General features: G+C 64.2%; 18 protein-coding genes. 2 read left to right on the top strand and 16 right to left on the bottom strand.

The annotated features are described in order from the left end of the window. Window positions 1–63 precede the first annotated feature (63 nt). From N6L27_RS16935 to N6L27_RS16860, 16 genes are all read right to left on the bottom strand, one after another. On the bottom strand, window positions 64–2,007 hold the full coding sequence (locus tag N6L27_RS16935; protein WP_271908541.1) for a sensor histidine kinase: 1,944 nt from the start codon (window positions 2,005–2,007) through the stop codon (window positions 64–66). 24 nt (window positions 2,008–2,031) lie between these two features. Further along, complete coding sequence (locus N6L27_RS16930; protein WP_271908510.1) at window positions 2,032–3,390, bottom strand: sigma-54-dependent transcriptional regulator; 1,359 nt, start codon at window positions 3,388–3,390, stop codon at window positions 2,032–2,034. Window positions 3,391–3,869: 479 nt separating this feature from the next. Then, complete coding sequence (locus N6L27_RS16925) at window positions 3,870–4,673, bottom strand: IclR family transcriptional regulator (RefSeq protein ID WP_271908509.1); 804 nt, start codon at window positions 4,671–4,673, stop codon at window positions 3,870–3,872. A 67-nt stretch (window positions 4,674–4,740) separates the two neighbouring features. Next, window positions 4,741–6,081 (bottom strand): TRAP transporter large permease, encoded by a 1,341-nt coding sequence (locus tag N6L27_RS16920; RefSeq protein WP_271908508.1) that lies wholly within the window; start codon window positions 6,079–6,081, stop codon window positions 4,741–4,743. Window positions 6,082–6,122: 41 nt separating this feature from the next. Beyond that, a complete protein-coding gene (locus N6L27_RS16915) occupies window positions 6,123–6,620 on the bottom strand; it encodes a TRAP transporter small permease (RefSeq protein ID WP_271908507.1) in 498 nt (165 codons plus the stop codon). A 64-nt stretch (window positions 6,621–6,684) separates the two neighbouring features. Then, window positions 6,685–7,755, bottom strand: a complete 1,071-nt coding sequence (locus N6L27_RS16910) for a C4-dicarboxylate TRAP transporter substrate-binding protein (RefSeq protein WP_271908506.1) — start codon at window positions 7,753–7,755, stop codon at window positions 6,685–6,687. 174 nt (window positions 7,756–7,929) lie between these two features. Beyond that, window positions 7,930–9,450, bottom strand: coding sequence for a class I adenylate-forming enzyme family protein (locus N6L27_RS16905; RefSeq protein ID WP_271908505.1), 1,521 nt, complete (start codon window positions 9,448–9,450; stop codon window positions 7,930–7,932). A 23-nt stretch (window positions 9,451–9,473) separates the two neighbouring features. Further along, the gene (locus tag N6L27_RS16900) at window positions 9,474–10,478 is read right to left on the bottom strand and encodes an NAD(P)H-dependent flavin oxidoreductase (protein WP_271908504.1); all 1,005 of its coding nucleotides are present in this window, start codon (window positions 10,476–10,478) and stop codon (window positions 9,474–9,476) included. 10 nt (window positions 10,479–10,488) lie between these two features. Further along, window positions 10,489–11,268 (bottom strand): oxepin-CoA hydrolase, alternative type, encoded by a 780-nt coding sequence (locus N6L27_RS16895; RefSeq protein ID WP_271908503.1) that lies wholly within the window; start codon window positions 11,266–11,268, stop codon window positions 10,489–10,491. Next, window positions 11,265–11,690: a PaaI family thioesterase gene (locus tag N6L27_RS16890; RefSeq protein ID WP_271908502.1), complete on the bottom strand. Its 426-nt coding sequence runs from the start codon at window positions 11,688–11,690 to the stop codon at window positions 11,265–11,267. The genes N6L27_RS16895 and N6L27_RS16890 overlap by 4 nt, the downstream gene beginning before the upstream one ends. Before the next feature lie 3 nt (window positions 11,691–11,693). Continuing rightward, complete coding sequence (locus tag N6L27_RS16885; protein WP_271908501.1) at window positions 11,694–12,824, bottom strand: acyl-CoA dehydrogenase family protein; 1,131 nt, start codon at window positions 12,822–12,824, stop codon at window positions 11,694–11,696. A 14-nt stretch (window positions 12,825–12,838) separates the two neighbouring features. Continuing rightward, window positions 12,839–14,035: an acyl-CoA dehydrogenase family protein gene (locus N6L27_RS16880; RefSeq protein ID WP_271908500.1), complete on the bottom strand. Its 1,197-nt coding sequence runs from the start codon at window positions 14,033–14,035 to the stop codon at window positions 12,839–12,841. Window positions 14,036–14,048: 13 nt separating this feature from the next. Further along, on the bottom strand, window positions 14,049–15,227 hold the full coding sequence (locus N6L27_RS16875) for an acetyl-CoA C-acyltransferase (protein WP_271908499.1): 1,179 nt from the start codon (window positions 15,225–15,227) through the stop codon (window positions 14,049–14,051). An 11-nt stretch (window positions 15,228–15,238) separates the two neighbouring features. Further along, a complete protein-coding gene (locus N6L27_RS16870) occupies window positions 15,239–17,332 on the bottom strand; it encodes an FAD-dependent oxidoreductase (RefSeq protein ID WP_271908540.1) in 2,094 nt (697 codons plus the stop codon). A gap of 928 nt (window positions 17,333–18,260) precedes the next feature. Next, window positions 18,261–18,572 carry an ETC complex I subunit gene (locus N6L27_RS16865; protein ID WP_271908497.1) on the bottom strand — a complete coding sequence of 104 codons (312 nt, stop codon included), beginning with the start codon at window positions 18,570–18,572 and terminating at the stop codon, window positions 18,261–18,263. Between the two features lie 85 nt (window positions 18,573–18,657). After that, complete coding sequence (locus tag N6L27_RS16860; RefSeq protein ID WP_271908495.1) at window positions 18,658–19,344, bottom strand: glutathione S-transferase family protein; 687 nt, start codon at window positions 19,342–19,344, stop codon at window positions 18,658–18,660. Between the two features lie 86 nt (window positions 19,345–19,430). Between N6L27_RS16860 and N6L27_RS16855 the strand changes: the two genes are divergently transcribed. Continuing rightward, window positions 19,431–19,886, top strand: coding sequence for a MarR family winged helix-turn-helix transcriptional regulator (locus tag N6L27_RS16855; RefSeq protein WP_271908494.1), 456 nt, complete (start codon window positions 19,431–19,433; stop codon window positions 19,884–19,886). 87 nt (window positions 19,887–19,973) lie between these two features. Next, window positions 19,974–22,172 (top strand): excinuclease ABC subunit UvrB, encoded by a 2,199-nt coding sequence (gene uvrB, locus N6L27_RS16850; protein WP_271908493.1) that lies wholly within the window; start codon window positions 19,974–19,976, stop codon window positions 22,170–22,172. The last annotated feature ends 21 nt before the right edge of the window (window positions 22,173–22,193 follow it).

The raw sequence follows: 22,193 nt of genomic DNA, 5'->3' as shown, positions 1-22,193 counted from the left end.
TTGCGGGACAATCTGTCCGCACCGGGGAGCCGGGACCTGCGCATTTGCGCCAATTTGTCCGGATCAGGCGCCGGCAGGCGCGGGCAGAAAAATTTCGAACCGGCTGCCCTGCCCGGGTTCTGACTGCACGGTGATGCGGCCGCCGGCGCGACTCACCAGCTGATGGCTGATCGACAATCCCAGCCCGGTTCCCTGCGCCTGCTTGGTGGTGAAGAACGGGTCGAAGATGCGGTTCAGCAGGTCCGCCGGGATGCCGGTGCCGGTATCCTCTGCGGTCAGCAGCACCCCACCGGCGGCATCCTCGGCGGTCAGGGTGAGCCGGCCGCCGCCGGGCATCGCCTGCACCGCATTCAGGACGAGATTGACGATCACCTGCTGTAATTCCGTGCGCGACATCCGGACCTGGCCGGTACTGGCCAGTTGCGCCTCTGCTTCGATCCCGGTGGCCTCGATCTGATGGCGGGTCAGAACCAGGCAGTCGGCCACCACTTCGGCCGGGGAAATCAGCCCGGAAGCGCCGGAGTATTCCTCGGGCCGGGCGAATTGAAGCAGCTTGGAGACGATCACGCCGATGCGGTAGACCTGATCGTCGATCAGCCGGAATTCCTCCTCGACCGGCTCCGCATGGCCGCCCAGCACCGTCCGGGCCAGATCCAGGTTGCCCTGGATCACCGCCACCGGGTTGTTGATCTCATGCGCGACGGAGGCGGTGATTTCGCCGACCGCCGCGAGTTTCTCCGAGACGATCAGCCGTTCGGTGGTCCGCTCCAGCCGCCGGTTCGCCTCGCGCAGATCTGCGGTGCGCTCCTCGACCTTGGCCTCCAGGCTTTCCCCCCAGCCGCGTAATTGCCGGTCGCGCTCCTGCACCTGGTCCAGCAGGCTGTCCAGATGCGCCGCCACGCGGGCAATCTCGCCGCCGTCCTGCTGCGGCTGGTTGCGGGCGGCCAGATCCCCCTGTTCGACCCGGGCGATGGTCTGGGTCATGCCCTCAAGCGGGCGGAAGATGCGGCCGGCCCAACGCAGGAAAATCGGCACCGACATCGCCGCGATCAGCAGGAAGGCCCCGCCGAGCGTCAGCACCGTGCTGCGCTTGGCCTGGCGGAAAGGGGTTTCCAGAAAGCCGACATAAAGCATTCCGGCCCGGTTGCCGCGGCTGTCCAGGATCGGCTCATAGGCGGAGATGTACCAGTCGTTCACAACGAAAGCCCGATCCAGCCAGACATCACCGCGCCCCAGCACCTGGCCGCGCACCTCGGCCGAGACCCGGGTGCCGAGCGCACGCACGTTTTCGAACAGCCGCACATTGGTGGAGATCCGCACGTCCTCCAGAAACAGCGTGGCGGTGCCCTGGCTGCCCTCCGGCAGGCTTTGCTCGCGGTAGACTAGCGCGTTGATGGTGTCGATGAAGTCCAGGTTGCGGTTCAGCAGGCGCCCGCCCACCAGAACCGCCTTCTGGCCGTCCGGCAGGACCACCGGGGCCGCGGAGTGGATGATCATGCCGCGGGTCTCGGCGGTTCGGTCCGTGGGCACAGCCGCTTCGGTCTCCACCAGCGGGATGGCCGCGCGGGCGGCAAGACCGGGGGCCAGCGTGTCAAGCTGGGCAGCGTGCAGAATGTCGACTGCGCTCTGCCACTGCCCCTGCAGCGCGCCGCGGATGACAGGCCAGTCAGCGGGCGTGAAACCGGCCCGGCCATCGGGTCCAGCGAGATAGAGAAAATCGAGACCGAGCCGGGCTTGTTCCTGGGCCAGGAAACCGGCGGAACGACCCGCCGCAAGCGCACTGCGGAACCGGACCGATTGCGCCACCGCATCCAGCAGCTCGCCCGAGGTGGCGGTCAGCCTGGCCAGATACTGGTCGGCGATGGTCAGGTCACCGTTCACCTTGCTGATCAAAAGGCCGTCGGTCTTTTCCGACCAGCGCCAGGTGGCAATGCCCAGCAGCAGCGGCATCAGCACCAACATCGGCAGCAGTGCGATCAGCAGCAGCCGGACCCGGACCGACCGCATGAGCGAACGCAGCCTGCGCACGGCTCAGAGCCCCCAGGCCGCGAATTTGCGGTCAATGGTCTTGCGCGAGACACCCAGCCGCCGCGCCGCTTCGCTGCGGTTGCCGCCGGCCGCTTCCAGCGCGTGCAGGATCTCGCGGCGCTCGACCTCCTCCAGCGGCAGGATGTCGGCAGCGGGACGGGCCGGGGCCAGCGTGTCCAGGGAAAAGCAGCCGAAGATCAAGGAGCGTTCAACGAAGTTCCGCAGCTCGCGAATGTTGCCCGGCCAGTCATGGCGCAGCAGGGCGGATTTGACGCTGGCAGACAGCTCCAGCGGAGGCAGCTGCAGCTCGGCAGCGATTTCGGACAGGAATAGCCCGGCAAGCTCAACGATATCGGTGCCGCGTTCCCGCAAAGGCGGCATTACCACTTCGATCACATTGATGCGGAACAGCAGGTCCTCGCGGAAAGTGCCCGCCGCCACCGCTTCGTCCAGCGCGCGGCTGGAACTCATCACGAAGCGGACATCGAGCTGCACCGTCCGCTCGGTGCCGATTGGCCGGATGCGTCCATCCTCCAGCACCCTCAGCAGCGCGGTTTGTGCCGAAGGGCTGAGTTCGCCGATTTCATCGAGGAATACGGAGCCTCCCTGCGCCGAGGCCAATAGGCCTTCGCGCCCGGCTGGCGCACCGGGGAAGGCGCCGGGCGCATGGCCGAACAGCTCGTATTCAATCACGTCCGCCGGAATGGCGCCGCATTGCACCGGCACGAAAGGCGCCCCGGCGCGGCTGGAGCGCGCGTGCAGGTGGCGTGCGGCAACCTCCTTGCCGGTACCGGAGGCGCCGGTGATCAGCACCGGAGTCGAGACCTGGGCCACCCGGTCCAGCAAGGCGCGCACCTGGCCAACGGCAGGCGACGCCCCGACCAGCTCGCGGCGGCGGCAGCGGCCGGGGCCAGCGGTTTCCAGCTCCCGCCGCAGCAGCATGTTCTCGCGCTTCAGCCGCGCCGTCTCGATGCAGCGGCGCAGGGCATTGAGGATCTGGTTGGAGCGGAAAGGCTTCAGGACGAAATCCGACGCCCCGGCCCGGAGCGCGTCGATTGCCGTTTGCAGATCGGCATAGGCGGTAATCAGGATGGTATCGGTGAAGCCGCCTTCACGCCGCTGCTCCTCCAGCCAGTCCAGGCCTTTCTGGCCAGGCATGATGTTGTCGAGGATCATCACATCATATTGCCTGGTATTGAGCAGGGCGGTTGCGGCTCCGGTGTCTTCGGCTTCATCCACCAACAGGCATAGAGGGCGCAGGGTTTTCACGAGGAAATTGCGCATCCCCGGTTCATCGTCCACGATGAGAATACTTGCTTGCCCGAGCGGGTCGGCCAGCCTTGCCATATCTGTATTTGTCATACCTGCCGCTCTTCTGTGTGGGCGGTATTGGACTATTGTCGCTTTCCAGCGCTTTGTCGAGAGAACAGGGCCTTGCTCACTGCAGGGCGCTGCGTTCTGAAAGCTGTAGCTTGAGTGAACCGGCAATATCCCGGTTATCGTTCAGCAGCGAGCGGCATGCTGTGACCCGCCGCAGGATTGAGCCGGTTAGGAGATCAGTAAACGATCTATCCGTCTTCAGGTGCGCTGGGGCGGATACAGCATCAACGCCGAACCGCGGTCAGGATACCGTCGGGCGAAAGGAATACCGTGCTTTGAAGTCGACTTGCCAGGCTTGTCCATCCAAGGAAATCTGCGAGCCCAACCAGGCGAATGCTGCAAAACGTACAATTGTCTTAAGCGACCTGAGAAGCTGCCATCAAACGATGGCTCCTGACGCGCCACGAGGGATGACAGAACACCGAAAATCCGCCGGCAGGGGCGGTAGCGACCGGGATTCCCTATTCATTCATTACCAGCGCCGATTGCTGACCTGTCATCCTGCGGACCTCAGACACCGCCTCGGCAAGGGCTGGTCCGACCTCGTCAAAGATGCGCTGATCCGTCAGCAGTTTTGAGGTCGAGCTTGCCAGAAACGCCACCGGCTCCCCCAGATCGGACGGGCGGTATGGCACCGCGGCGGCGTTGATGGTCTCGGAAAACCGGTTTCCGCCCCGCACCTGGGTGTAGCCGTCAGCCAGGATCTCGTCGTGCGCGGCAAGCCGGATTGCCGCCAGCTCCGCCAGCAATTCTTCCGGCTCACCGCTTTGGCCCTCAAGGAAGCGGGCAAATTCCGCATCGCTGAGCGCCCCCAGATAGGCCTTGCCGCTGGATGACGTATGCAGAGGCATCCGGTAGCCCACGTCCAGCCAGATCGCGGATGAGTTCACCGGCCGCCAGGCCTTGGTCATCAGCATCCGCTGGTCATCCTTGATGCTGATCGCGGTCAAGGTGCCGGTTGCATCTGCCAGCCGCTGCATGACCGGCGAGGCAATCTCGACAAAGGCAAAGGATGCGGCCGCAATGTTCCCCAGTGCCAGCGCCGCCGGGCCGAGCCGGTATTTGTCGTGCCGCCGCCCATGGGTCAGGTATCCCAGCGCGCACAAGGTAAATGTCAGCCGGGACACTGTCGGGCGCGGAATGCCGGTGCGCTCCGAGATTTCGAGATTGCCCAGGCCGTCATCCGTCGGGCGGAAGGCCCGCAGGATTGTAAGGCCCCGCGCCAGTGTGTTTGCAAATCTCTTGTCCGATGAATCGGCTGGCATGGTGTTTCCTGTATCTATGCGGGCGTCTGGCCTGCGCGGGGCATCCGCTGTTCGCGCTGTCCCGATACTACTGAACCGCATTTGACAGCACCAGAGAGATCGGCGGGAAAGCCACCAGCAGAAGCAGCACAATCACGTCGATGCTGAGGAACCGCCAGATGCCGGAAAAGACCATGCCGACAGGCGCGTCTTTTCCAACGACATTGGAAAGGACAAAGACGTTCAGCCCCACAGGCGGCGTTATCAGGCCGATCTCCAGCAGTTTCACCACAACGACCCCGAACCAGATCAGGTTCAGCCCGTAGGATTCCACCAGCGGCACCACCAGCGGCAGGGTCAGAACCATGATTCCGATCGGATCCAGAAACATGCCCAGCACCAGATAGACCACGCAGATGGCAAACAGCAGCGTCGCGGTCGAGAATTCAGCCTGTGAAACCCAGTCCACCAGCGCCGGAGCCATGCCCGTCAAGGCGATGGCCGCAACAAATATCTTGGCCCCCGCGGCAACAAAGAAGATCGCGGCGGTCTGCACGCAGGTTTCCCGGACCGCCAGCCAGATGCCTGCCAGATCAAGCTGCCGCTGCGCCATGCCGATCAGCACAGTCAGCACAACGCTCACCGCTGCGGCCGCCGTGGCGGTGAAATAGCCGCCGTAAATCCCGATCACGATCACCGCAAAGATCACGGCAGCGGGCCATGCTCTTTGGAACGCGGCCAGCTTTTCGGCGAAACTGGCCGCCTCGCCGCGGGCCGGGACCGCCGCCGGGTCCGCCCTGATCCACATCGCAATGACCAGGACAAAACCCGCCAGCGTCAGCAGTCCCGGCAGAATGCCGGCAATGAACAGCTTGTTCACCGAGGTCTCGGTGAAGATTGCATAGATGATGAACAGGATGCTCGGGGGGATCAGCGAGCCAAGTGTGCCCCCGGCGGCGACGCTGGCGGTTGCCAGCCTTGGGTCATAGCCAAGCCGCAGCATTTCCGGGGTGCAGATCTTGCCCATGGTCGACGCGCAGGCCAGGCTGGATCCGGTGATGGCGGAAAACCCGCCGCAGCCCATCACGGAGGCCACCGCAATCCCGCCGCGCAGGCGCAGCAGCCACACCTTGGCGGCGTCATAGACCGCTGTGGTGATCCCGGCCCGGTAGGCGATGTTTCCCAGCGCAATGAACAGCGGGATCATCGACAGGTCGAAGGAATGCAGCAGATCGAAGGAGTTGTTGAAAACCAGCGAGGAGGTCGCCCGGAAGGCCCGTTCCGGCATGAAGGTGCCCGTGCGGAATGCAAAGATTGTAAAGGCCGCCAGCGTCGCCACGCCAATCAGGGCAAAGGCAATCGGCACACGAATGGCCAGAAGCACGAGCATAACGGCAAAGGCCACAAGGCCGATCAGGGCAGGATCCACGGACAGTCTCCTCGGCAGGTCTATTGAATGTCAGATCGGTGTCAGGACTTGTGCAGCGCGATCACGCCGCCGCGCAGCAAGGTCAGCGCGTCGCCGGCAGCCATCACCGCAAGCCGCAGCCAGCCCAGCGCAATCCCGATGGTAAAGGCCAGCCGTCCCGGCCATTGCGGCAGGTTCAGATCGCCGTAAAACACGCTACCGGTCTGCCACTGATGCAGGAATTCGCGGCCACCCGAATACAGGATCGGCGTCAGCGCCAGCAGGCCGAACAGGGTGCCGAACACTGCCAACCATCCCGACACGCGCGGCGGCAGCAGATTGGTCAGAAACTCCACCGCGATATGCGCCCGCTGCGCGGTTGCGGCGGCCAAAGGCATCACAATCGCCAGAACCATCAGCTCGCGCACGATGACAATAGTGTCCGGCACTGAGCTGTTGAACAGATTCAGCGCCACGACATCGGCAAATATCAGCAGCGCCAGCAGAATGATGGCCGCAGCCGATACATCAACGAATACCCGCTCAAGCCTGTGCAGCATCACGTCCTCCCTCGGAATTGCCAGGCGGCCCTACAGCCGCCGGCCGGTCTCTGCTTCGCCCTGATCAGTTGCTTCGCGTCCAGGGGTACCCTTCGGCTTCGAACTCGGCGGTGAATTCAGCCACCGCGGCGGTGTAGGTTGCCATCAGCTGGTCGGCATCCAAACCGACGCTGCGGGCATTTTCCATCCAGTCGGCAATAAAGGGTTTCGCGGCAGCATTCAGCACAGCCTTGTCAGCATCGCTCAGCTCGATGACCTCAATCTTGCGGGTGGTCTCGCCTGCGGTCATCGCCTTCATCGCCTTGCTGTTGGCCCCGGTCACGATCTTGGCGAACTGATCCGCCAGTTCCTCGCCCGCCTGCATCAGCACCTGCTGCTGGCCAGGCTCCAGGCTGTCATAGACCTGCTTGTTCATGAACATGCCATAACCGCCGATCTGCCCCCAGTTCAGGACGGTATAGCTGTCGATCACCTCGTCCCACTTCAGCGAAGGCACAATGTAGTCATAGCCCTGGCTGCAGTCGATCAGCCCGGTATCGAGCCCCTGATACGCCTCATAGACTGACAGGTTCACACGGGTTGCGCCCATTTCGCCGAACACCTTGCCGTAAACGCCTGCACCGCGGACCTTCTTGCCCTTGATGTCCTCAACCGAGCGGATCGGCTCTCCGGCGCAGGCAACATTGACGGCCGAGGCCGTGAAGGTGCCGATATAGACCAGGTTCTGGCTGGCCAAATGCTCGGTGATCTGGGGTTCTGACCGCATCAGACGGTCGGCTGCCCGCATGGCCACCCAGGCATTCGGCCCGCCGATGGGGAAGTCCGCCAGCGAATAGGCCGCCATTTCCTTCTGGAAGTAGGCTGCAATGATCGAGCCTGCATCCGCCACCCCGTCGCTGATCCCCTGCACCGCAGCGCTTGCCTTGAACAGCGCGCCGCCCCATTGAACGTCCAGCCGCAGATCGCCGTCCGACAGCTCGCCGATACGGGTGTTGAACCATTTCAGCGCAGCAGGGACGGTGCCCCTGTCCGGGCCGCTGTGGCCGTAGTAAATCACGGTCTCCGCAGATACTGCCGTTGCACCAAGACCGGCCGCAAGGGTCAGCCCTCCCAGAAAATTCTTGATCATTCCCATGACTGGCATCTCCTCCTCGAAAGCCATCGCAAGTTTTACTATGTGGAATTTTAAGCTTCTGTCTAGAATTTTATTCCACATATTGAAATTTTTGAACATCTGCCCGCTTGCGGCCCGCAGCCAGCAGGACCGGCGCAGGTGCTTCGCTGCAGGCGGGGCAGCTGGCGCAGCAGATTAGACGCCGTCCGCCAGTTCGCTGGCAAAGGTCTCGATCAGCTTCGCTTTCAGGATCTTGCCGGTCGGCGCGGCAGGCAGCGCGGCGGCCACAATGATGCGTGCCGGCCGCTTGTAGGGCGCAAGCCGGTCCTGCAGAAAGGCCTTCAGCTCCGCCTCCTCCACGCTGCTGCCGGTGGCGGCGCTGACAAAGGCCAGAACCTCCTCGTTCCCTTCGACGGTGCGCCCTACCACGCTGGCCACCACCACCTCCGGATGCTCGGTCAGCGCCGCCTCGATCTCCACCGGATAAACATTGAAGCCGGAGCGGATGATCAGTTCCTTTGTGCGCCCGGCAATATGCAGCCGCCCTTCATCGTCAAAGCGGCCCAGGTCGCCGGTGCGGAACAACCCGTCCTGCGTCAGCGCGGCAGCTGTTTGCACCGGATCGCGGAAATAGCCCTTCATGATCTGCGGCCCCCCAACAAGGATCTCGCCGATGCCCGCCTCATGGGTGGCGCCCGGCGCGTCCAGATCCAGTTCAAGGGTGCAGCCGCCCATCGGCAGTCCGACACTGATGTCAGGGTCGCCTAAGGCGTTGCGGGTTGCGCAGACACCCGCAGTGCCCTCCGTCAGCCCATAGCCGTTTTGCAGCGGCAGGCCATAGAAGGCCTCCGCCTCGCGTTTCCAGGCCGGATCCAGGGGCGCACCGCCCGAGGAGACAAACCGCAGTTTTCCCGCATCATAGCGCGGCTTGCCGTGGGCGCGGGCATAGTTGAACAGATGCGCATGCATCTGCGGCACCGCGGGCAGCAGGGTCACATCCTCCTGCAATGCCTGGTACAGGCGCTCTGCCGAGAATTGCGCCTCCATCCGCATCGCCGATTGCGCCAGGGTGACGGACAGCATGGTGACCAGCCCGAAAATATGGCTGAGCGGCAGCGCGAGATAGGTCACATCCGACGTTTGAATGCCCCGCACCTCGGCTGAGGCCGCCGCCCCTGCAAGAAGATTGGCATGGGTCAGCATCGCGGCCTTGGGGGCGCCGGTTGTGCCCGAGGTATAAAGCAGAAGGGCGGTTTGTTCGCGCCCGTCCTCCGACACCGGTTCCTGCGTGGCGCCTGCGCGCGGCATCAGGGCTGCAGCGCCAAAGACACCCTGCACGTCCCGGGCGCCATAGTGATCCGCATGGGCCCGGGCCGCCGCGGATGCGGCCGCCGTGAACATGACGGCACTGGGATCGGAGTGGGCAAAGATCCGGTCCAGCTCAGCCGTGGTGAGCCGGGCATTGATGGCAACCGCGGATGCATCCAGCAGGCTTGCACCATAGAAAAATGCGATCACCTCGGCGCAGTTTTCAAACACCAGAACCACCCGGTCGCCGGGCCGCACGCCTGCGGACTTCAGCTGCTCCGCCGCGGCATGTGCCGCTTGGGACATCTCCTGCCAGGTGAGGCGGCGGCCATCCTGATCCATCAGCGCCAAAGCATCGGGGCGGGCCTCGGCGGCAGCCTGCAGCAGCCCGTGTACGCGGTTATGCATGTCTTTCCTCCTCCCTTGCAGCGTCACGCCGCCAGACCGAGCCGCCCGAATGCCGCCAACGCCTCAGTTTCAAGCCGGGCGGTGATTTCGGCAAAGGGCTCCACCTTGTCGACGAACCCCAGCGCGTGGCCCGCCGACAGCAGCCCGCGGGAGACGTCGCCAGTGGCATAGGCCTGGCGCCCGATCTTGCCGGACACATGCTTCAGCAGCTCCTGAATGCCGATCTCCGGATTGTCGCGCTCCAGCCTGGCCACCGTTTCTGTGGTCTGGTTGCGCAGGCTGCGCACGGTGTTGCGCACCGTGTGCATGGTCAGCTGCGTGTCCAGCTCGCTCGCATTCACCATCGCCTGCTTGTAATCCGGATGCGCAGTCAGCTCGCTGGCAACCAGGAACCGGGTGCCCATCACCACGCCCGCCGCACCCATCACCAGCGCCGCCATGATCTGCTTGCCGTGCCCGATGCCGCCGCCGATGAGCCAGGGGATGGTCAGCCGGTCCCCGGCCAGGCCTGCGTTGACCATGCTGCCAACCATGTCCATGCCGGGATGGCCGCCGCATTCGGCGCCGACAATCGACACCATATCAACCCCCACCTGCTCCGCCTTCACCGCATAGCGCAGGCTGGGCACCTTATGCAGCACGGTGATCCCGGCATCCTTGAGGATCGGCATGAAGGCCTCGGGGCTGCGGCCGGATGTTTCGACGAACTGCACGCCTTCGTCCGCGATCAGGCGGAACACCTCTTCAGTCTTTTCGCCCGGCACCAGCTTGGGGATCATCGAGACATTGACCCCTAAGGCCTTGCCTTCGCACATCTCGCGGCAGCGGCGGATCTCGGCGCGCAGATCGTCCATTTCGGGGAAACTGGCGGCAGTGATGAACGAGACAATCCCCGCCCGCGCCGCAGCCGATACATATTCGGCATTGGCCAGCCATTGCAGGCCGCCCGCCACAACCGGCAGCCGGGTGCCATAGGTCCGGGTCACGGCTGTATCGAAAATCGCCGGAAGCGCAGAAGTGTGCATCATGTCGGTCTCCTTACCGGAATACTGGGGAGGTCTTGCTGAGAAAGGCGCCGATGCCCGCCTGGGCCTCGTCACCGCCAAGGGCCTGCGCCATGGCATCGCGTTCATGGGTCATCTGGTCTTCGAAACTGGCGGTCTCAGCCTGGTTGAGCAGTGCCTTGATGCCGGCAATTGCCTGTTCGGGGCCGCGGGCCACCGCATCGGCCAGCGCTTCTGCCAGCGCCAGGGTGCGGCCCTTGGGGGCCAGCTCCGTCACCGCCCCCAGCTGGTGCATCCGTTCCGCGCTGAGCGGTTCCGCCAGCATCGCCATCCGGGCCACGGTCGCCCGCGGCAGCGCCTGCGTCAGCGCGTAGGTGGCGCCGCCATCCGGCACCAGGCCCGCCTTGACGTAGGCCAGGGTGAACATCGCCCCCTCTTCAGCGACGATCATGTCCGCCGCCATCGCCAAGGACAGCCCTGCTCCCGCCGCGCCGCCTTCGACAGCTGCAATCACTGGCTTGGGGCAGTCCCGGACCGCACGGATCAAGGCGTTCAGCTTGCCGATCTGCACCTGCCGTTCCTCGTACGGCATCTCCCGGCGTTCCTTCAGCATGTTCAGATTGCCGCCGGAGCAGAAGAACCCGCCCGCACCCGCCAGGATCACCGCAGCAATCGCAGGGTCCTCTGCCGCCCGCGCCAGACCGTCCTGCAAGCCGTGGTAGTACTCATAGGACAGCGCATTGCGCATGCCTGTGTTGCAGTTCCAGATAACCAGGGTCCCGCCGCGGACCTCATGCCGGTAAAGCGCGCTCATGCCGCATCCTCAGCTGCTGCTCCGCGCACCCGCTTGAAAACGCCGGTTGAGGCCGCAATCAGCCGCCCTTCCCCGTCGCGCAGATCGCAAGAGACAAATTTGGTTGTGCTGCCGCCGCCGGTGATCCGGCCGGTCGCCCGCACGCGGCCAGACCGGGCCACCGCCATGTAGCTGACGTTCAGCGACAGGGTGGCAAATGGGGTAATCCCTTGCGGATCGCAGGACAGGCTGGCGGTGATCCCGCTGGCCGTATCCAGCAGCGTCGCCGCCACCCCGCCATGCAAGCCGCCCTGGCGGTTCAGGTGCAGGCTGGAAATCTCTAGCACGCAATGCGCCTCAACCGCCTCCCGGTCTAGCTCTATGTCATAGCCCATCGCCTCGAACAGCGGGATCAGGGGCCTGCCGGGACGCACCAGCGGCATCTCTTACCCTGCCTTCAGCGCGATGAAGCGCTCCAGATGGTAGTCCGTGTCGCCGAACAGATGGTCGATCATCGTCAGGCGGCGGGCAAAATGGGACAGCGCGTATTCATCGGTCATGCCGATGCCGCCGTGCATCTGGATGCATTCCTCAGCCACCAGCGCCCCGGCCCGGCCAACCAGGTTCTTGGCCGCGCTGGCGTGGCTTTCGCGCAAAGCCCGCGGCTGATCCAGATTGCTTGCCAGGTTGATCACCACCGAACGCGCCTGCTCCACTTCGATCAGCATATCCGCCATCCGGTGCTGCAGCGCCTGAAACTTGCCGATCGGCATGCCGAACTGCTTGCGCTCCTTCAGATAGCTGATGGTCAGATCCTTGGCGGCCTCCATCGCCCCCAGCGCCTCGGCGCAGATGGCTGCCAGGCCGCGGGCAACAGCGGCTTCCAGCGCTTCCAGCCCGCCTCCGGCCGCGCCCAGCCGCGCCGTCTCCGCCAGCCGCACACCCTCCAGCGCAACCGTTGCTGACGGTATGCCGTCCATATTACGGTGGCCGCTGACGGTCACGCCCGGCGTGTTCACCGGCACCAGAAACAACGAAATGCCTGCCGCATCCGCCACCGCGCCGGCCTCCCGTGCCGACACCACAAGGGTCTGCGCCTCGGCGCCGTACAGCACATGGGTCTTGATGCCGTTCAGCACGATGGCATCACCTTCGGCAGCCGCCGTGGTTTCCACATGGTTCAGGTCATAACGCGATCCGGCTTCGCCCTGGGCCAGCGCCGCCAGATGGGTTCCGGCAATGATCTCATCCGCCAGTCCGCGCTGGCGGCCCTTGCCGGAGGCAGCAATCAGCCCGCCCGCCAGAACCGCCGGCAGCACCGGTTCGATCACCCCGGCGCGGCCCAGCTCTTCGAACACCACCATCAGGTCAAAGCCTTCGCCGCCGAATCCGCCCTGATCCTCGCGGAACATGCCCCCCAGCACGCCCAGTTCGGCCAGCCCGGCATAGATCCCGGTATCATAGGGCTCACCCGACGCAATCAGCGACCGCCGGTTCTCATGCGCGTATTTGTCCGCCAGAAAGCGCCGCAGCGTATCGCGCAGCATCATCCGTTCTTCGGTCAGATTGAAATCCATGTCGCCTGCCCCCGTTACAGCCCCAGAATGGCCTTGGTGATGATGGTGCGCTGCACCTCGTTCGAGCCGCCAAAGATCGACAGCTTGCGCATGTTGAAATAGGAGGGCGCCGCTGCCGCCGCATGGTCCGGCCCCAGCGCCGCTGCATTGCTGCCGCCATCCAGAAAGTCAGGCTGGAACGGCAGCGCGTCTGGCCCCATCGCCCGGCGCAGCAGTGACGTCAGCTCCTGCCGGATCACCGTGCCCTTGACCTTCAGCATCGAGCTTTCGGCGCCGGGCGCCTGCCCCTTGGCTGCGGCTGAGACAACCCGCAGGTTGGTGGTCGCCATCGCCATCAGGTCGATCTCCGCCTGCGCCATGCGGGCCGCGAAATGCGGGTTCTCCGCCAGGGGCCGGCCGCCGGAGTTCACCCGCCCGGCAACATGTTTCAAAGTGGTCAAAAGCGCCGTCGAAAAACCCACGCCTGCAATATTGGTGCGCTCATGGGTCAGCAGGTACTTGGCGTAGGTCCAGCCCTTGTTCTCCTCCCCCACCAGGTTCTCCGCAGGCACCCTGACGTTGTCAAAGAACACCTCGTTCACCTCCGGCTCGCCATCAATCAGCACGATGGGGCGGACCGTGACTCCGGGTGTGTCCATGTCGATAAGCAGAAAGGAGATGCCTTCCTGTTTCTTGGCATCCGGATCCGTCCGCACCAGGCAGAATATCCAGTTCGCGTGCTGGCCCAGCGTGGTCCAGGTTTTCTGGCCATTGACCACATAATGACCGCCGTCGCGCACCGCGCGGGTCTTGACCGCCGCCAGATCGGACCCTGCGCCCGGCTCGGAATAGCCCTGGCACCACCAGTCCTGGCCGTTCAAAATGCGCGGCAGAAAGCGCTGGCGCTGGTCTTCGGTTCCAAACGCCAGCAGCACCGGCGCCAGCATCGTCAGGCCAAAGGGCAGGCTGCGCGGGGCATGGGCCAGGCAGGCTTCCTCCTCGAAGATATGGCGCTGTACCGCGTTCCACTCGCAGCCGCCATAGGCCCGCGGCCAGTTCGGCGCCAGCCAGCCGCGCGCATTCAGCAGGCTGTGCCACAGTTCCATGTCCGCCTTGGCCAGCCGCTTGCCCAGCCGCACCTTTTCGCGCAGCTCATGCGGCAGGGTTTCCTTCAGCCACTGGCGGACCTCTGTCCGGAACGCCTGTTCTTCCCTGGTGTAATTCAGATCCATCGCGTGGTGCCCCTCAGAAGATTTCAAACAGGCCGGCCGCGCCCATTCCGCCGCCGATGCACATGGTGACAACGCCCAGCCTGGCGCCGCGCCGCCGGCCTTCCAGCAGCAGGTGCCCGGTCATCCGCGCCCCGGTCATGCCGAACGGGTGGCCGATCGAGATCGAACCGCCGTTGACGTTGCAAATCTCCGGGTCGATCTCCAGCCGGTCGCGGCAGTACAGCGCCTGCGAGGCAAAGGCCTCGTTCAGCTCCCACAGATCAATGTCGCTGACCGTCAGCCCGTGCCGCTGCAGCAGGCGCGGCACCGCATGGACCGGACCGATGCCCATTTCATCCGGCTCGCAACCTGCCACGGCAAAGCCCTTGAAGGCGCCCAGCGGCTCGGCGCCTTCACGTTCGGCCAACGCGCTGTCCATCAGCACCAGCGCCGCCGCCCCGTCGCTCAGTTGCGAGGCATTGCCAGCGGTGACGAAATGTCCCTCACCCTGCACCGGGGCGAGCCCGGCCAGCCCTTCCAGCGTTGTGTTCGGCCGGTTGCAGTCGTCCATGGCAAAATTCACCTCCTGGCGGGTGATCTCGCCGCTTTCCTTGTCCTTGAAGGCCTGAGTCACGGTGATGGGCACAATTTCATCATCCAGACGGCCCGCTGCCTGCGCCGCAGCCGTGCGCTGCTGGCTGGACAGCGCCAATTCGTCCTGCGCTTCGCGGCTGATGCCATAGCGTTCGGCGACGATGTCAGCGGTCTGGATCATCGGGAGATACAGTTCCGGCTTGTTTTCCAGGATCCAGCTTTCCCGCGCCTGCGGCGGGCGGGCGGGCGGCATCTGGCTTATGCTTTCCACCCCTGCCCCGATCGCGGCCGGCGCGCCCTCCATCACAATCGAATGCGCCGCCATGGCGACCACCTGCAGCCCGGAAGAGCAGAAGCGGTTCACGGTGGCCGCGGAAACGGACACCGGCAGCCCTGCGCGGATCACCGACTGGCGGGCAATGTTGGACCCGGTCCTGCCTTCGGGGTAGCCGCAGCCGACCAGCGCGTCCTCGATCAGGTCCGGCGCAATGCCGGCCCGCTGCACCGCGTGGCTGATAGCATGGCCCGCCATGGTTGCCCCATGGGTTTCATTGAAGGCGCCGCGGTAGGATTTGGCCAGACCGGTGCGCGCGGTGGAGACGATGACCGCCTGTTTCATTGAAAACTCCTTCAGGTGTTGAGGCTGGCAAAGGTCCGGCCTTTGGCGGCCAGACGTTCCAGCAGCGGCGCAAGCTGCCAGAGCAGGGGATCTTCCTCGTGGAAGCGGCAGATATCCTGCAGGATCCTGTCCAGCCCGATGACATCGGCATAGTGCATCGGCCCGCCGCGCCAGCGCGGAAACCCGTAACCGTTCAGCAGGGTCACATCCACGTCCAGCGGCCGCAAGGCAATGCCATCGCCGACCACGCGCGCAGCCTCGTTCACCATTGCAGCCATGTAGCGGCTGATGATTTCCGCTGCGCCGATGCTGCGGGGCGTGATGCCCTTGGCAGCCCGTTCCGCCGCGATGATCTCTTCCACCTCAGGGTCAGGACGAGGGCTGCTGGCGCCCTCCTCGTAGATATAGAAACCGCGCCCGGTCTTGCGCCCGAACCGGCCCAATTCGCAAAGCCGGTCGGCAAATTCGGGATAGGTCTCCCCCGGGTCACGCGCCGGAGCCAAACGTTTGCGGTTCGCCCAGCCGATATCCAGCCCGGCCAGATCGCCCACTGCAAACGGCCCCATCGCCAGGCCGAAGCCCGTCAGCGCCCTGTCGACCGCATAGGGGCTCGCCCCCGCCAGCACCATGCCGTAGACCGCCTTGCTGTAGTGCGACAGGATCCGGTTGCCGATAAAGCCGTCGCAGACCCCCGCGCGCACCGCCACTTTTTTCAGCCGCTTGGCCAGTGCAAAGCCCGTCGCCACTGCGTCCGGGGCAGTTTCAGCCCCCACCACAACTTCCAGCAGCCGCATAACATGCGCCGGCGAAAAGAAATGCAGACCAATCACATCCTGCGGGCGGCTGGTCATTGCCGCAATCCGGTTCAGATCCAGGTACGAGGTGTTCGATGCCAGAATGGCTCCTGGCTTGCAGACCTTGTCAAGCCGGGTGAACACGTCCTTCTTGACGTCCATGCTTTCAAACACGGCTTCGATCACCAGATCCGCCTGTGCGAAGTCCTCGTACGCAGTGGTGCAGCGGAAGGTTCCGGCAAGCATGGCATCGCGCTGCGGCCCGGACAGCTTGCCGCGTTTCACTGCACTGTCCAGCATCTTTCCGACACTGGCCGCTGCCTTTGACGCTGCCGCCTCGTCGCGCTCAAGCAGGGTCACGTCCAGGCCGCTTAACAGGGCGCTGACAGCTATCCCCGCCCCCATTGTGCCGCCGCCCACAACACCCACCCGGCTGATTTCACGCGGTGCAGCCCGTTCGGCATCCGGCAGTTTTCCCGCCTGCCGCTCGGCAAAGAAGGCATGGATCAGGGCCTTGCTCTGATCGGAAGCCACAAGGTCCTGAAACAGCGCGCGCTCTGCCTTCAGCCCCTCGGCAAAGGGCAACGACATTGCCGCCTGCAGCGCCTCCAGGCAGGCTATCGGCGCAACGGCCCCGCGTGCCGCCTTGGCTGTTTTGGCCCTTAAGGCCGCCAGTTCCGCGGGCTCCAGCCGATTGCACGGCAGGCTGGCGGCCGGGCGCGGCCCCTTGCCCGCCGCGATCAGGTCCCGTGCAAAGGCAACACCTTCGGCGCAGGCATCGCTGCCGTCCCCGATTCTGTCGATCAATCCCATCGAGAGCGCCGCACCGGCATCAACCGGCTTGCCGCCGGTGATCATCCGGGCCGCATCCGCCGCCGGGATCAGCCGCGGCAGGCGCTGCGTGCCGCCTGCGCCGGGCAGCAGCCCCAGGGTGACCTCCGGCAGGCTAAAGCGGGTTCCCTTCAGCGCAACCCGGTAGTGCGCGCCCAGGGCAACCTCCAGCCCGCCGCCAAGCGCGTTTCCGTGCATCGCGGCAATGACCGGCACAGGCGCCGCTTCGATTTCATTAATGAGATCCGGCAGAATCGGCGCCTGGGGCGGCTTACCGAATTCCCGTATATCCGCTCCGGAAAAGAAGCTGCGGCCCGCGCAACAGATAACCACCGCCTTGGTCTGCGCGCTGTTCAGCGCCCTCCGCAAACAGTCCTGCAAGCCAGAGCGCACCGCGTGCGAAAGAGCATTCACCGGCGGGTTCTCCACCGTCACAACAGCAATGCCGTCATCCATTGCCAGATTGACCAGGTTCACCATTTCCCCCCGCACGTTGCTCTCAGAATCTCTTGCTTTAGTTTTGCTAGCCAATCCAATCCATAGTTTCAATATGTAAAATTACATTCCTTTATGTAGAATTTAACATCCGGCGAAACAGCTGCTCATCTACAAGGTCGCACAGGACGCGGCATATAACGCGAACACGCACGCACCCACTGTCAACCGTGTGGAGTGTCGGCCAGTCAGGTTCCGGACTGAGGCTCATGATGAAGGGCCGGTTCTGCAGTCGCTCAAGCATGCACACGCATGTGCGGCGAACTTCCGGAGACCGCCCACCCTCCAGGAGTGAGAAGGGCCAAACAGCGGTTCCGGTCACATCTGTGTTGGGCTGCCTGCCGTCATTGCTTCCGGCGACGGGAGCGGCGGCTTTGTCCGCTGTGTGTGAATTCACCAGGTCCAACACCTCGCAGCCCCAGCGAACGGCAGGAACGGCGGGCTGCGCTGCAGCGCAAAACCTCGGCTGGTTGCGTCAAACGGCCGAGTTCTGCGCTTTGCTGACCCCGTTCCAGCTGGCGGTATAAGAACAAGTGCTTGCGCCCTGCTGAAGGTCCGCTTGCGCTGGAAGGCTTGAAAAAGCTCGCACATGCAGCGATCGGCGCCAAGCGTGTCAACTTAACGGCAAGTTTGGACTGACTGCTGTCTTGGAGCAGGCTGATGTGAAACTCTATCTTTTCACTGCTGCAGAAGGCGGCCGCTGCCCCCATCGCCGGGTATGAAGTCACCCAGACCCCGAATATGCAGGCACAGCAAAACGAAGGAGCCTGTTCTCTGTTTCCGCAATGCATTCGGTCTCTGCCACAACGCCCCAACCCAGATATAGAAAAGGCGCCCGCTGGGCGCCCTATATGTAGATCTTGGTGAGAACTCGTGCCGAAACGGTGGGAACTCGTGGAAGATTTACACAGTCTTAGTGGGTCCAGGGACCGCGGCGGCTGGTGGCAAAGTTTTCGCCGTAGCCGCCAGCGCGGATATTGGCCTTGCGGACTTTCGGCTCGACAACCACCGCGTCGATGCCGTGGTCCTCGGCGTATTCAACCGCCGCTTCCTTGCTGTCGAACCGCAACTTGACCTGCGCCTGGGTGTCGGTGGAGGAGGTCCAGCCCATCAGCGGGTCCACTTCGCGGGCCGAGGCAGGGGCAAACTCCAGCACCCATTTCCGCGTTTTGGCCATGCCAGAGGTCATGGCGTTGCGTGCCGGCCGGTAAATCCGCGCTTGCATGGGCTGTCTCCCGCTCCTGAGTCTCAAATCCAGCGCATTTATGCGCCGGATGCAGGTCTGCAGCAAGGTGGCATTTTGAACAGGGTTATCCGGCATTTGCAGCGCTGCCACAGGACACCCGGGCCAGCGCCCCGAGATACGACTGCCGCGCGGCCAGAAATGCCGTCAGCCGGCCCGGGTAGCCCTCCGGGGGCGCCTGACGAACCGATGGGCGGGCAGAAACCGCCGCGCGCCAGTCTGCCATGCGCCCCTGCGGCGGCATCAGGCCGAAATCCCCGATGGCATCAAAGGTGTCGAAATAGCGGAACACAGTCCCCCAGACCCCATCCACCATATGGAAACTGCCCCCGGCAAAGAACGGCCCCGACACCTCCGGCGCGACCCGCTCCAGCCGTTCGCGCAAGCTGTCCGCCGCCGCAGCAAACGCTGCCTGATCCGGTGCATTATAGAGCTTGCCGATGGCCGCCAGCGTGTCCGAGCCGAACGCGATCCAAGCCCGGTGCCGCGCCCGCTCCAGCGGATCCGCAGGATGCAAGGAGCCTGGCGTTGTCTCGTCCAGATATTCCGCAATCACCTGGCTTTCGAACAGCACCCGCCCGCCGGTCTCCAGCAGCGGCACCCGGCCCGTTGGCGACAGGGCGCGGAACCAGTCTGGTTTCTCCGCCAGATCTATATAGGTGCGCCGGTGCGGGATGGATTTCTCGCTCAGCACAATCACCGCCCGCTGCACATAGGGGCACAGGTGATGGCTGATCAGATGCAGGTCGTTCATGGGCGTCTCCATTTAGATGCATTTGCATGTATATCACATGGGCAACCACCCTTGAATGTCAATGCACTTGCATCTAAATTTCTGCCATGACCATGTCCGCCCCCGATCCCTTTGCCGTCTGGCTGCCGCTGGCACGCGCGCAAAAAACCATCCTCACCGCGGTGGAGGCTGCATTGAAACAGGCAGGCCTGCCCGGCCTCGACTGGTACGACCTGCTGTGGGAGCTGGAATGCGCAGGCGATGCGGGACTGCGCCCCTATGAGCTGCAGGAAAAACTGCTGTTGCCGCAATACGGTGTTTCACGGCTGGCGGACCGGCTGGCCAGGGCCGGATACCTCACCCGGCAGGACTGCAGCGGTGACGGCCGCGGCCAGGTGCTGCTGCTCACCCCCGAAGGCGCCAGAACCCGCGCGCAGATGTGGGAGGTTTACGCCGCCGCCATGGAGCCCGCCATCTCCAGCAACCTCAGCACCGGTGAGGCGCGGCGGCTGGCAGAATTGCTGGGAAAGCTCCTGCGCCCCGCACCTGCTGACAAAATCTGACACCATATTCCGGATTGCGGCCCCCGCCCCCTTGCACCGGAACAAAAACAGACCAAAATCGGCCCCAGCCGCCAACGGAGTCGCCCGATGCCCTATGCCCATTCCGACAAGACCATGCCGATGATGACCCAGCGCGCGCCGCAGCAGCGGCCCAAGCTGGAGGGCGGCAAGCGGTTTGTCATGAACACCACTTTCGATCCCGCAGGCGACCAGCCCACCGCGATCAAGGAACTGTCCGAGGGCGTGCTGGACGGCGAGCGCAACCAGGTGCTCTTGGGCGCCACCGGCACCGGCAAGACCTTCACCATGGCCAAGGTGATCGAGGAAACTCAGCGCCCGGCCATCATCCTTGCCCCCAACAAAACGCTGGCGGCGCAATTGTACGGCGAATTCAAGGGCTTCTTCCCGGAGAACTCGGTCGAATACTTCGTCTCCTTCTACGACTACTACCAGCCGGAGGCCTATGTGCCGCGCTCCGACACCTATATTGAGAAGGAAAGCCAGATCAACGAGCAGATCGACCGGATGCGCCACTCGGCGACCCGCGCGCTTCTGGAACGCGACGACGTCATCATTATCGCGTCTGTCAGCTGCATCTACGGCATTGGCTCGGTCGAAACCTACTCCGCCATGACCCAGGACCTGAAAGCGGGCGAAATGTACGACCAGCGCCAGATCATGGCCGATCTGGTCGCCCAGCAATACAAGCGCAACGACCAGGCCTTCCAGCGCGGCTCCTTCCGGGTCCGCGGCGACACGCTGGAAATCTTCCCCGCCCACCTGGAGGACCGCGCCTGGAAGCTTTCCTTCTTCGGCGAGGAGCTGGAGGCGATCACAGAATTCGACCCTCTGACCGGCGAAAAGACCGGCACCTTCGAGCAGATCCGCGTCTATGCGAACTCCCACTACGTGACGCCCAAGCCGACCCTCAATCAGGCCGTGGTCTCCATCAAGGCGGAGCTGAAACAGCGCCTCGACCAGCTGGTGCGCGACGGCAAACTCCTGGAAGCCCAGCGCCTTGAACAGCGTACCAACTTCGACCTCGAAATGCTGGAGGCCACCGGCCACTGCAACGGGATTGAGAACTACTCCCGCTACCTCACGGGCCGCGCCCCGGGCGAGCCGCCCCCGACCCTGTTTGAATTCATCCCCGACAACGCCATCGTGTTCGCGGACGAAAGCCACGTCTCCGTCCCGCAGATCGGCGGCATGTACCGCGGCGACCACCGGCGCAAGTTCACCCTGGCGGAACATGGCTTCCGCTTGCCGTCCTGCATGGACAACCGCCCGCTGAAGTTCGAGGAATGGGACGCCATGCGCCCGCAGTCGGTCTTCGTCTCCGCCACCCCCGCAGGCTGGGAGCTGGACCAGTCCGGCGGCGTCTTTACCGAACAGGTGATCCGCCCCACCGGCCTCTTGGATCCTGAGGTCGAAATCCGTCCCGTCGGCATGCAGGTGGACGACCTCCTGGATGAGATCCGCAAGGTCACCGCAAACGGCTTCCGCACCCTGGTCACCACGCTGACCAAACGCATGGCCGAGGACCTGACCGAATACCTGCATGAACAGGGCATCAAGGTCCGCTACATGCACTCCGACATCGACACGCTGGAACGGATCGAGATCCTGCGCGACCTGCGCCTCGGCGCCTTTGACGTGCTCATCGGCATCAACCTCCTGCGCGAGGGGCTGGATATTCCCGAATGCGGCCTCGTCGCCATTCTGGACGCCGACAAGGAAGGCTTCCTGCGCTCCGAGACCTCGCTGATCCAGACCATCGGCCGCGCCGCGCGGAACGCCGACGGCCGCGTCATCATGTATGCCGACAAAATCACCGGCTCGATGGAGCGCGCCCTGGGCGAAACCAACCGCCGCCGCGAAAAGCAGATCGCCTACAACCTCGAACACGGCATCACGCCGGAAACCGTCAAGAAAAACGTCGAGGATGTTCTGGCCGGCCTCTACGAGGGCGATGTGGACATGAACCGCGTCACCGCCACGGTGGACAAGCCGATGCATGGCGCCAATCTGGAGGCGCATCTGAACGGGTTGCGCGACCAGATGCGCAAGGCCGCAGAGAACCTGGAGTTCGAAGAAGCCGCCCGCCTGCGCGACGAGGTCAAACGGCTGGAAGCGGTGGACCTCGCCATCTCCGACGACCCGCTGGCGCGGCAATCGGCGGTGGAGGCAGCGTCGGAGGCCGCCGTCAAATCGCGGGGCCGTTCAACGGCCGGGAAGGCCGGGACGCGGGCGTATAGGGGCAAGTCGCAGAAGAAGTTTTCGTGAGGATTTGATCTTTACTATGGA

It is taken from the genome of Leisingera sp. SS27 (assembly GCF_028368855.1).
Lineage (GTDB): Bacteria > Pseudomonadota > Alphaproteobacteria > Rhodobacterales > Rhodobacteraceae > Leisingera.
This window is presented reverse-complemented; position numbering and strand designations above follow the sequence as displayed.

Bases quoted from the DNA above. Each gene is read 5' to 3' on its own strand.
- N6L27_RS16935 (WP_271908541.1), bottom strand. From the start codon at position 2,007: ATGCGGTCGGTCCGGGTCCGGCTGCTGCTGATCGCACTGCTGCCGATG.
- N6L27_RS16930 (WP_271908510.1), bottom strand. From the start codon at position 3,390: ATGACAAATACAGATATGGCAAGGCTGGCCGACCCGCTCGGGCAAGCA.
- N6L27_RS16925 (WP_271908509.1), bottom strand. From the start codon at position 4,673: ATGCCAGCCGATTCATCGGACAAGAGATTTGCAAACACACTGGCGCGG.
- N6L27_RS16915 (WP_271908507.1), bottom strand. From the start codon at position 6,620: ATGCTGCACAGGCTTGAGCGGGTATTCGTTGATGTATCGGCTGCGGCC.
- N6L27_RS16910 (WP_271908506.1), bottom strand. From the start codon at position 7,755: ATGGGAATGATCAAGAATTTTCTGGGAGGGCTGACCCTTGCGGCCGGT.
- N6L27_RS16905 (WP_271908505.1), bottom strand. From the start codon at position 9,450: ATGCATAACCGCGTACACGGGCTGCTGCAGGCTGCCGCCGAGGCCCGC.
- N6L27_RS16900 (WP_271908504.1), bottom strand. From the start codon at position 10,478: ATGATGCACACTTCTGCGCTTCCGGCGATTTTCGATACAGCCGTGACC.
- N6L27_RS16895 (WP_271908503.1), bottom strand. From the start codon at position 11,268: ATGAGCGCGCTTTACCGGCATGAGGTCCGCGGCGGGACCCTGGTTATC.
- N6L27_RS16890 (WP_271908502.1), bottom strand. From the start codon at position 11,690: ATGCCGCTGGTGCGTCCCGGCAGGCCCCTGATCCCGCTGTTCGAGGCG.
- N6L27_RS16885 (WP_271908501.1), bottom strand. From the start codon at position 12,824: ATGGATTTCAATCTGACCGAAGAACGGATGATGCTGCGCGATACGCTG.
- N6L27_RS16880 (WP_271908500.1), bottom strand. From the start codon at position 14,035: ATGGATCTGAATTACACCAGGGAAGAACAGGCGTTCCGGACAGAGGTC.
- N6L27_RS16875 (WP_271908499.1), bottom strand. From the start codon at position 15,227: ATGAAACAGGCGGTCATCGTCTCCACCGCGCGCACCGGTCTGGCCAAA.
- N6L27_RS16870 (WP_271908540.1), bottom strand. From the start codon at position 17,332: ATGGTGAACCTGGTCAATCTGGCAATGGATGACGGCATTGCTGTTGTG.
- N6L27_RS16865 (WP_271908497.1), bottom strand. From the start codon at position 18,572: ATGCAAGCGCGGATTTACCGGCCGGCACGCAACGCCATGACCTCTGGC.
- N6L27_RS16860 (WP_271908495.1), bottom strand. From the start codon at position 19,344: ATGAACGACCTGCATCTGATCAGCCATCACCTGTGCCCCTATGTGCAG.
- N6L27_RS16855 (WP_271908494.1), top strand. From the start codon at position 19,431: ATGACCATGTCCGCCCCCGATCCCTTTGCCGTCTGGCTGCCGCTGGCA.
- uvrB (WP_271908493.1), top strand. From the start codon at position 19,974: ATGCCCTATGCCCATTCCGACAAGACCATGCCGATGATGACCCAGCGC.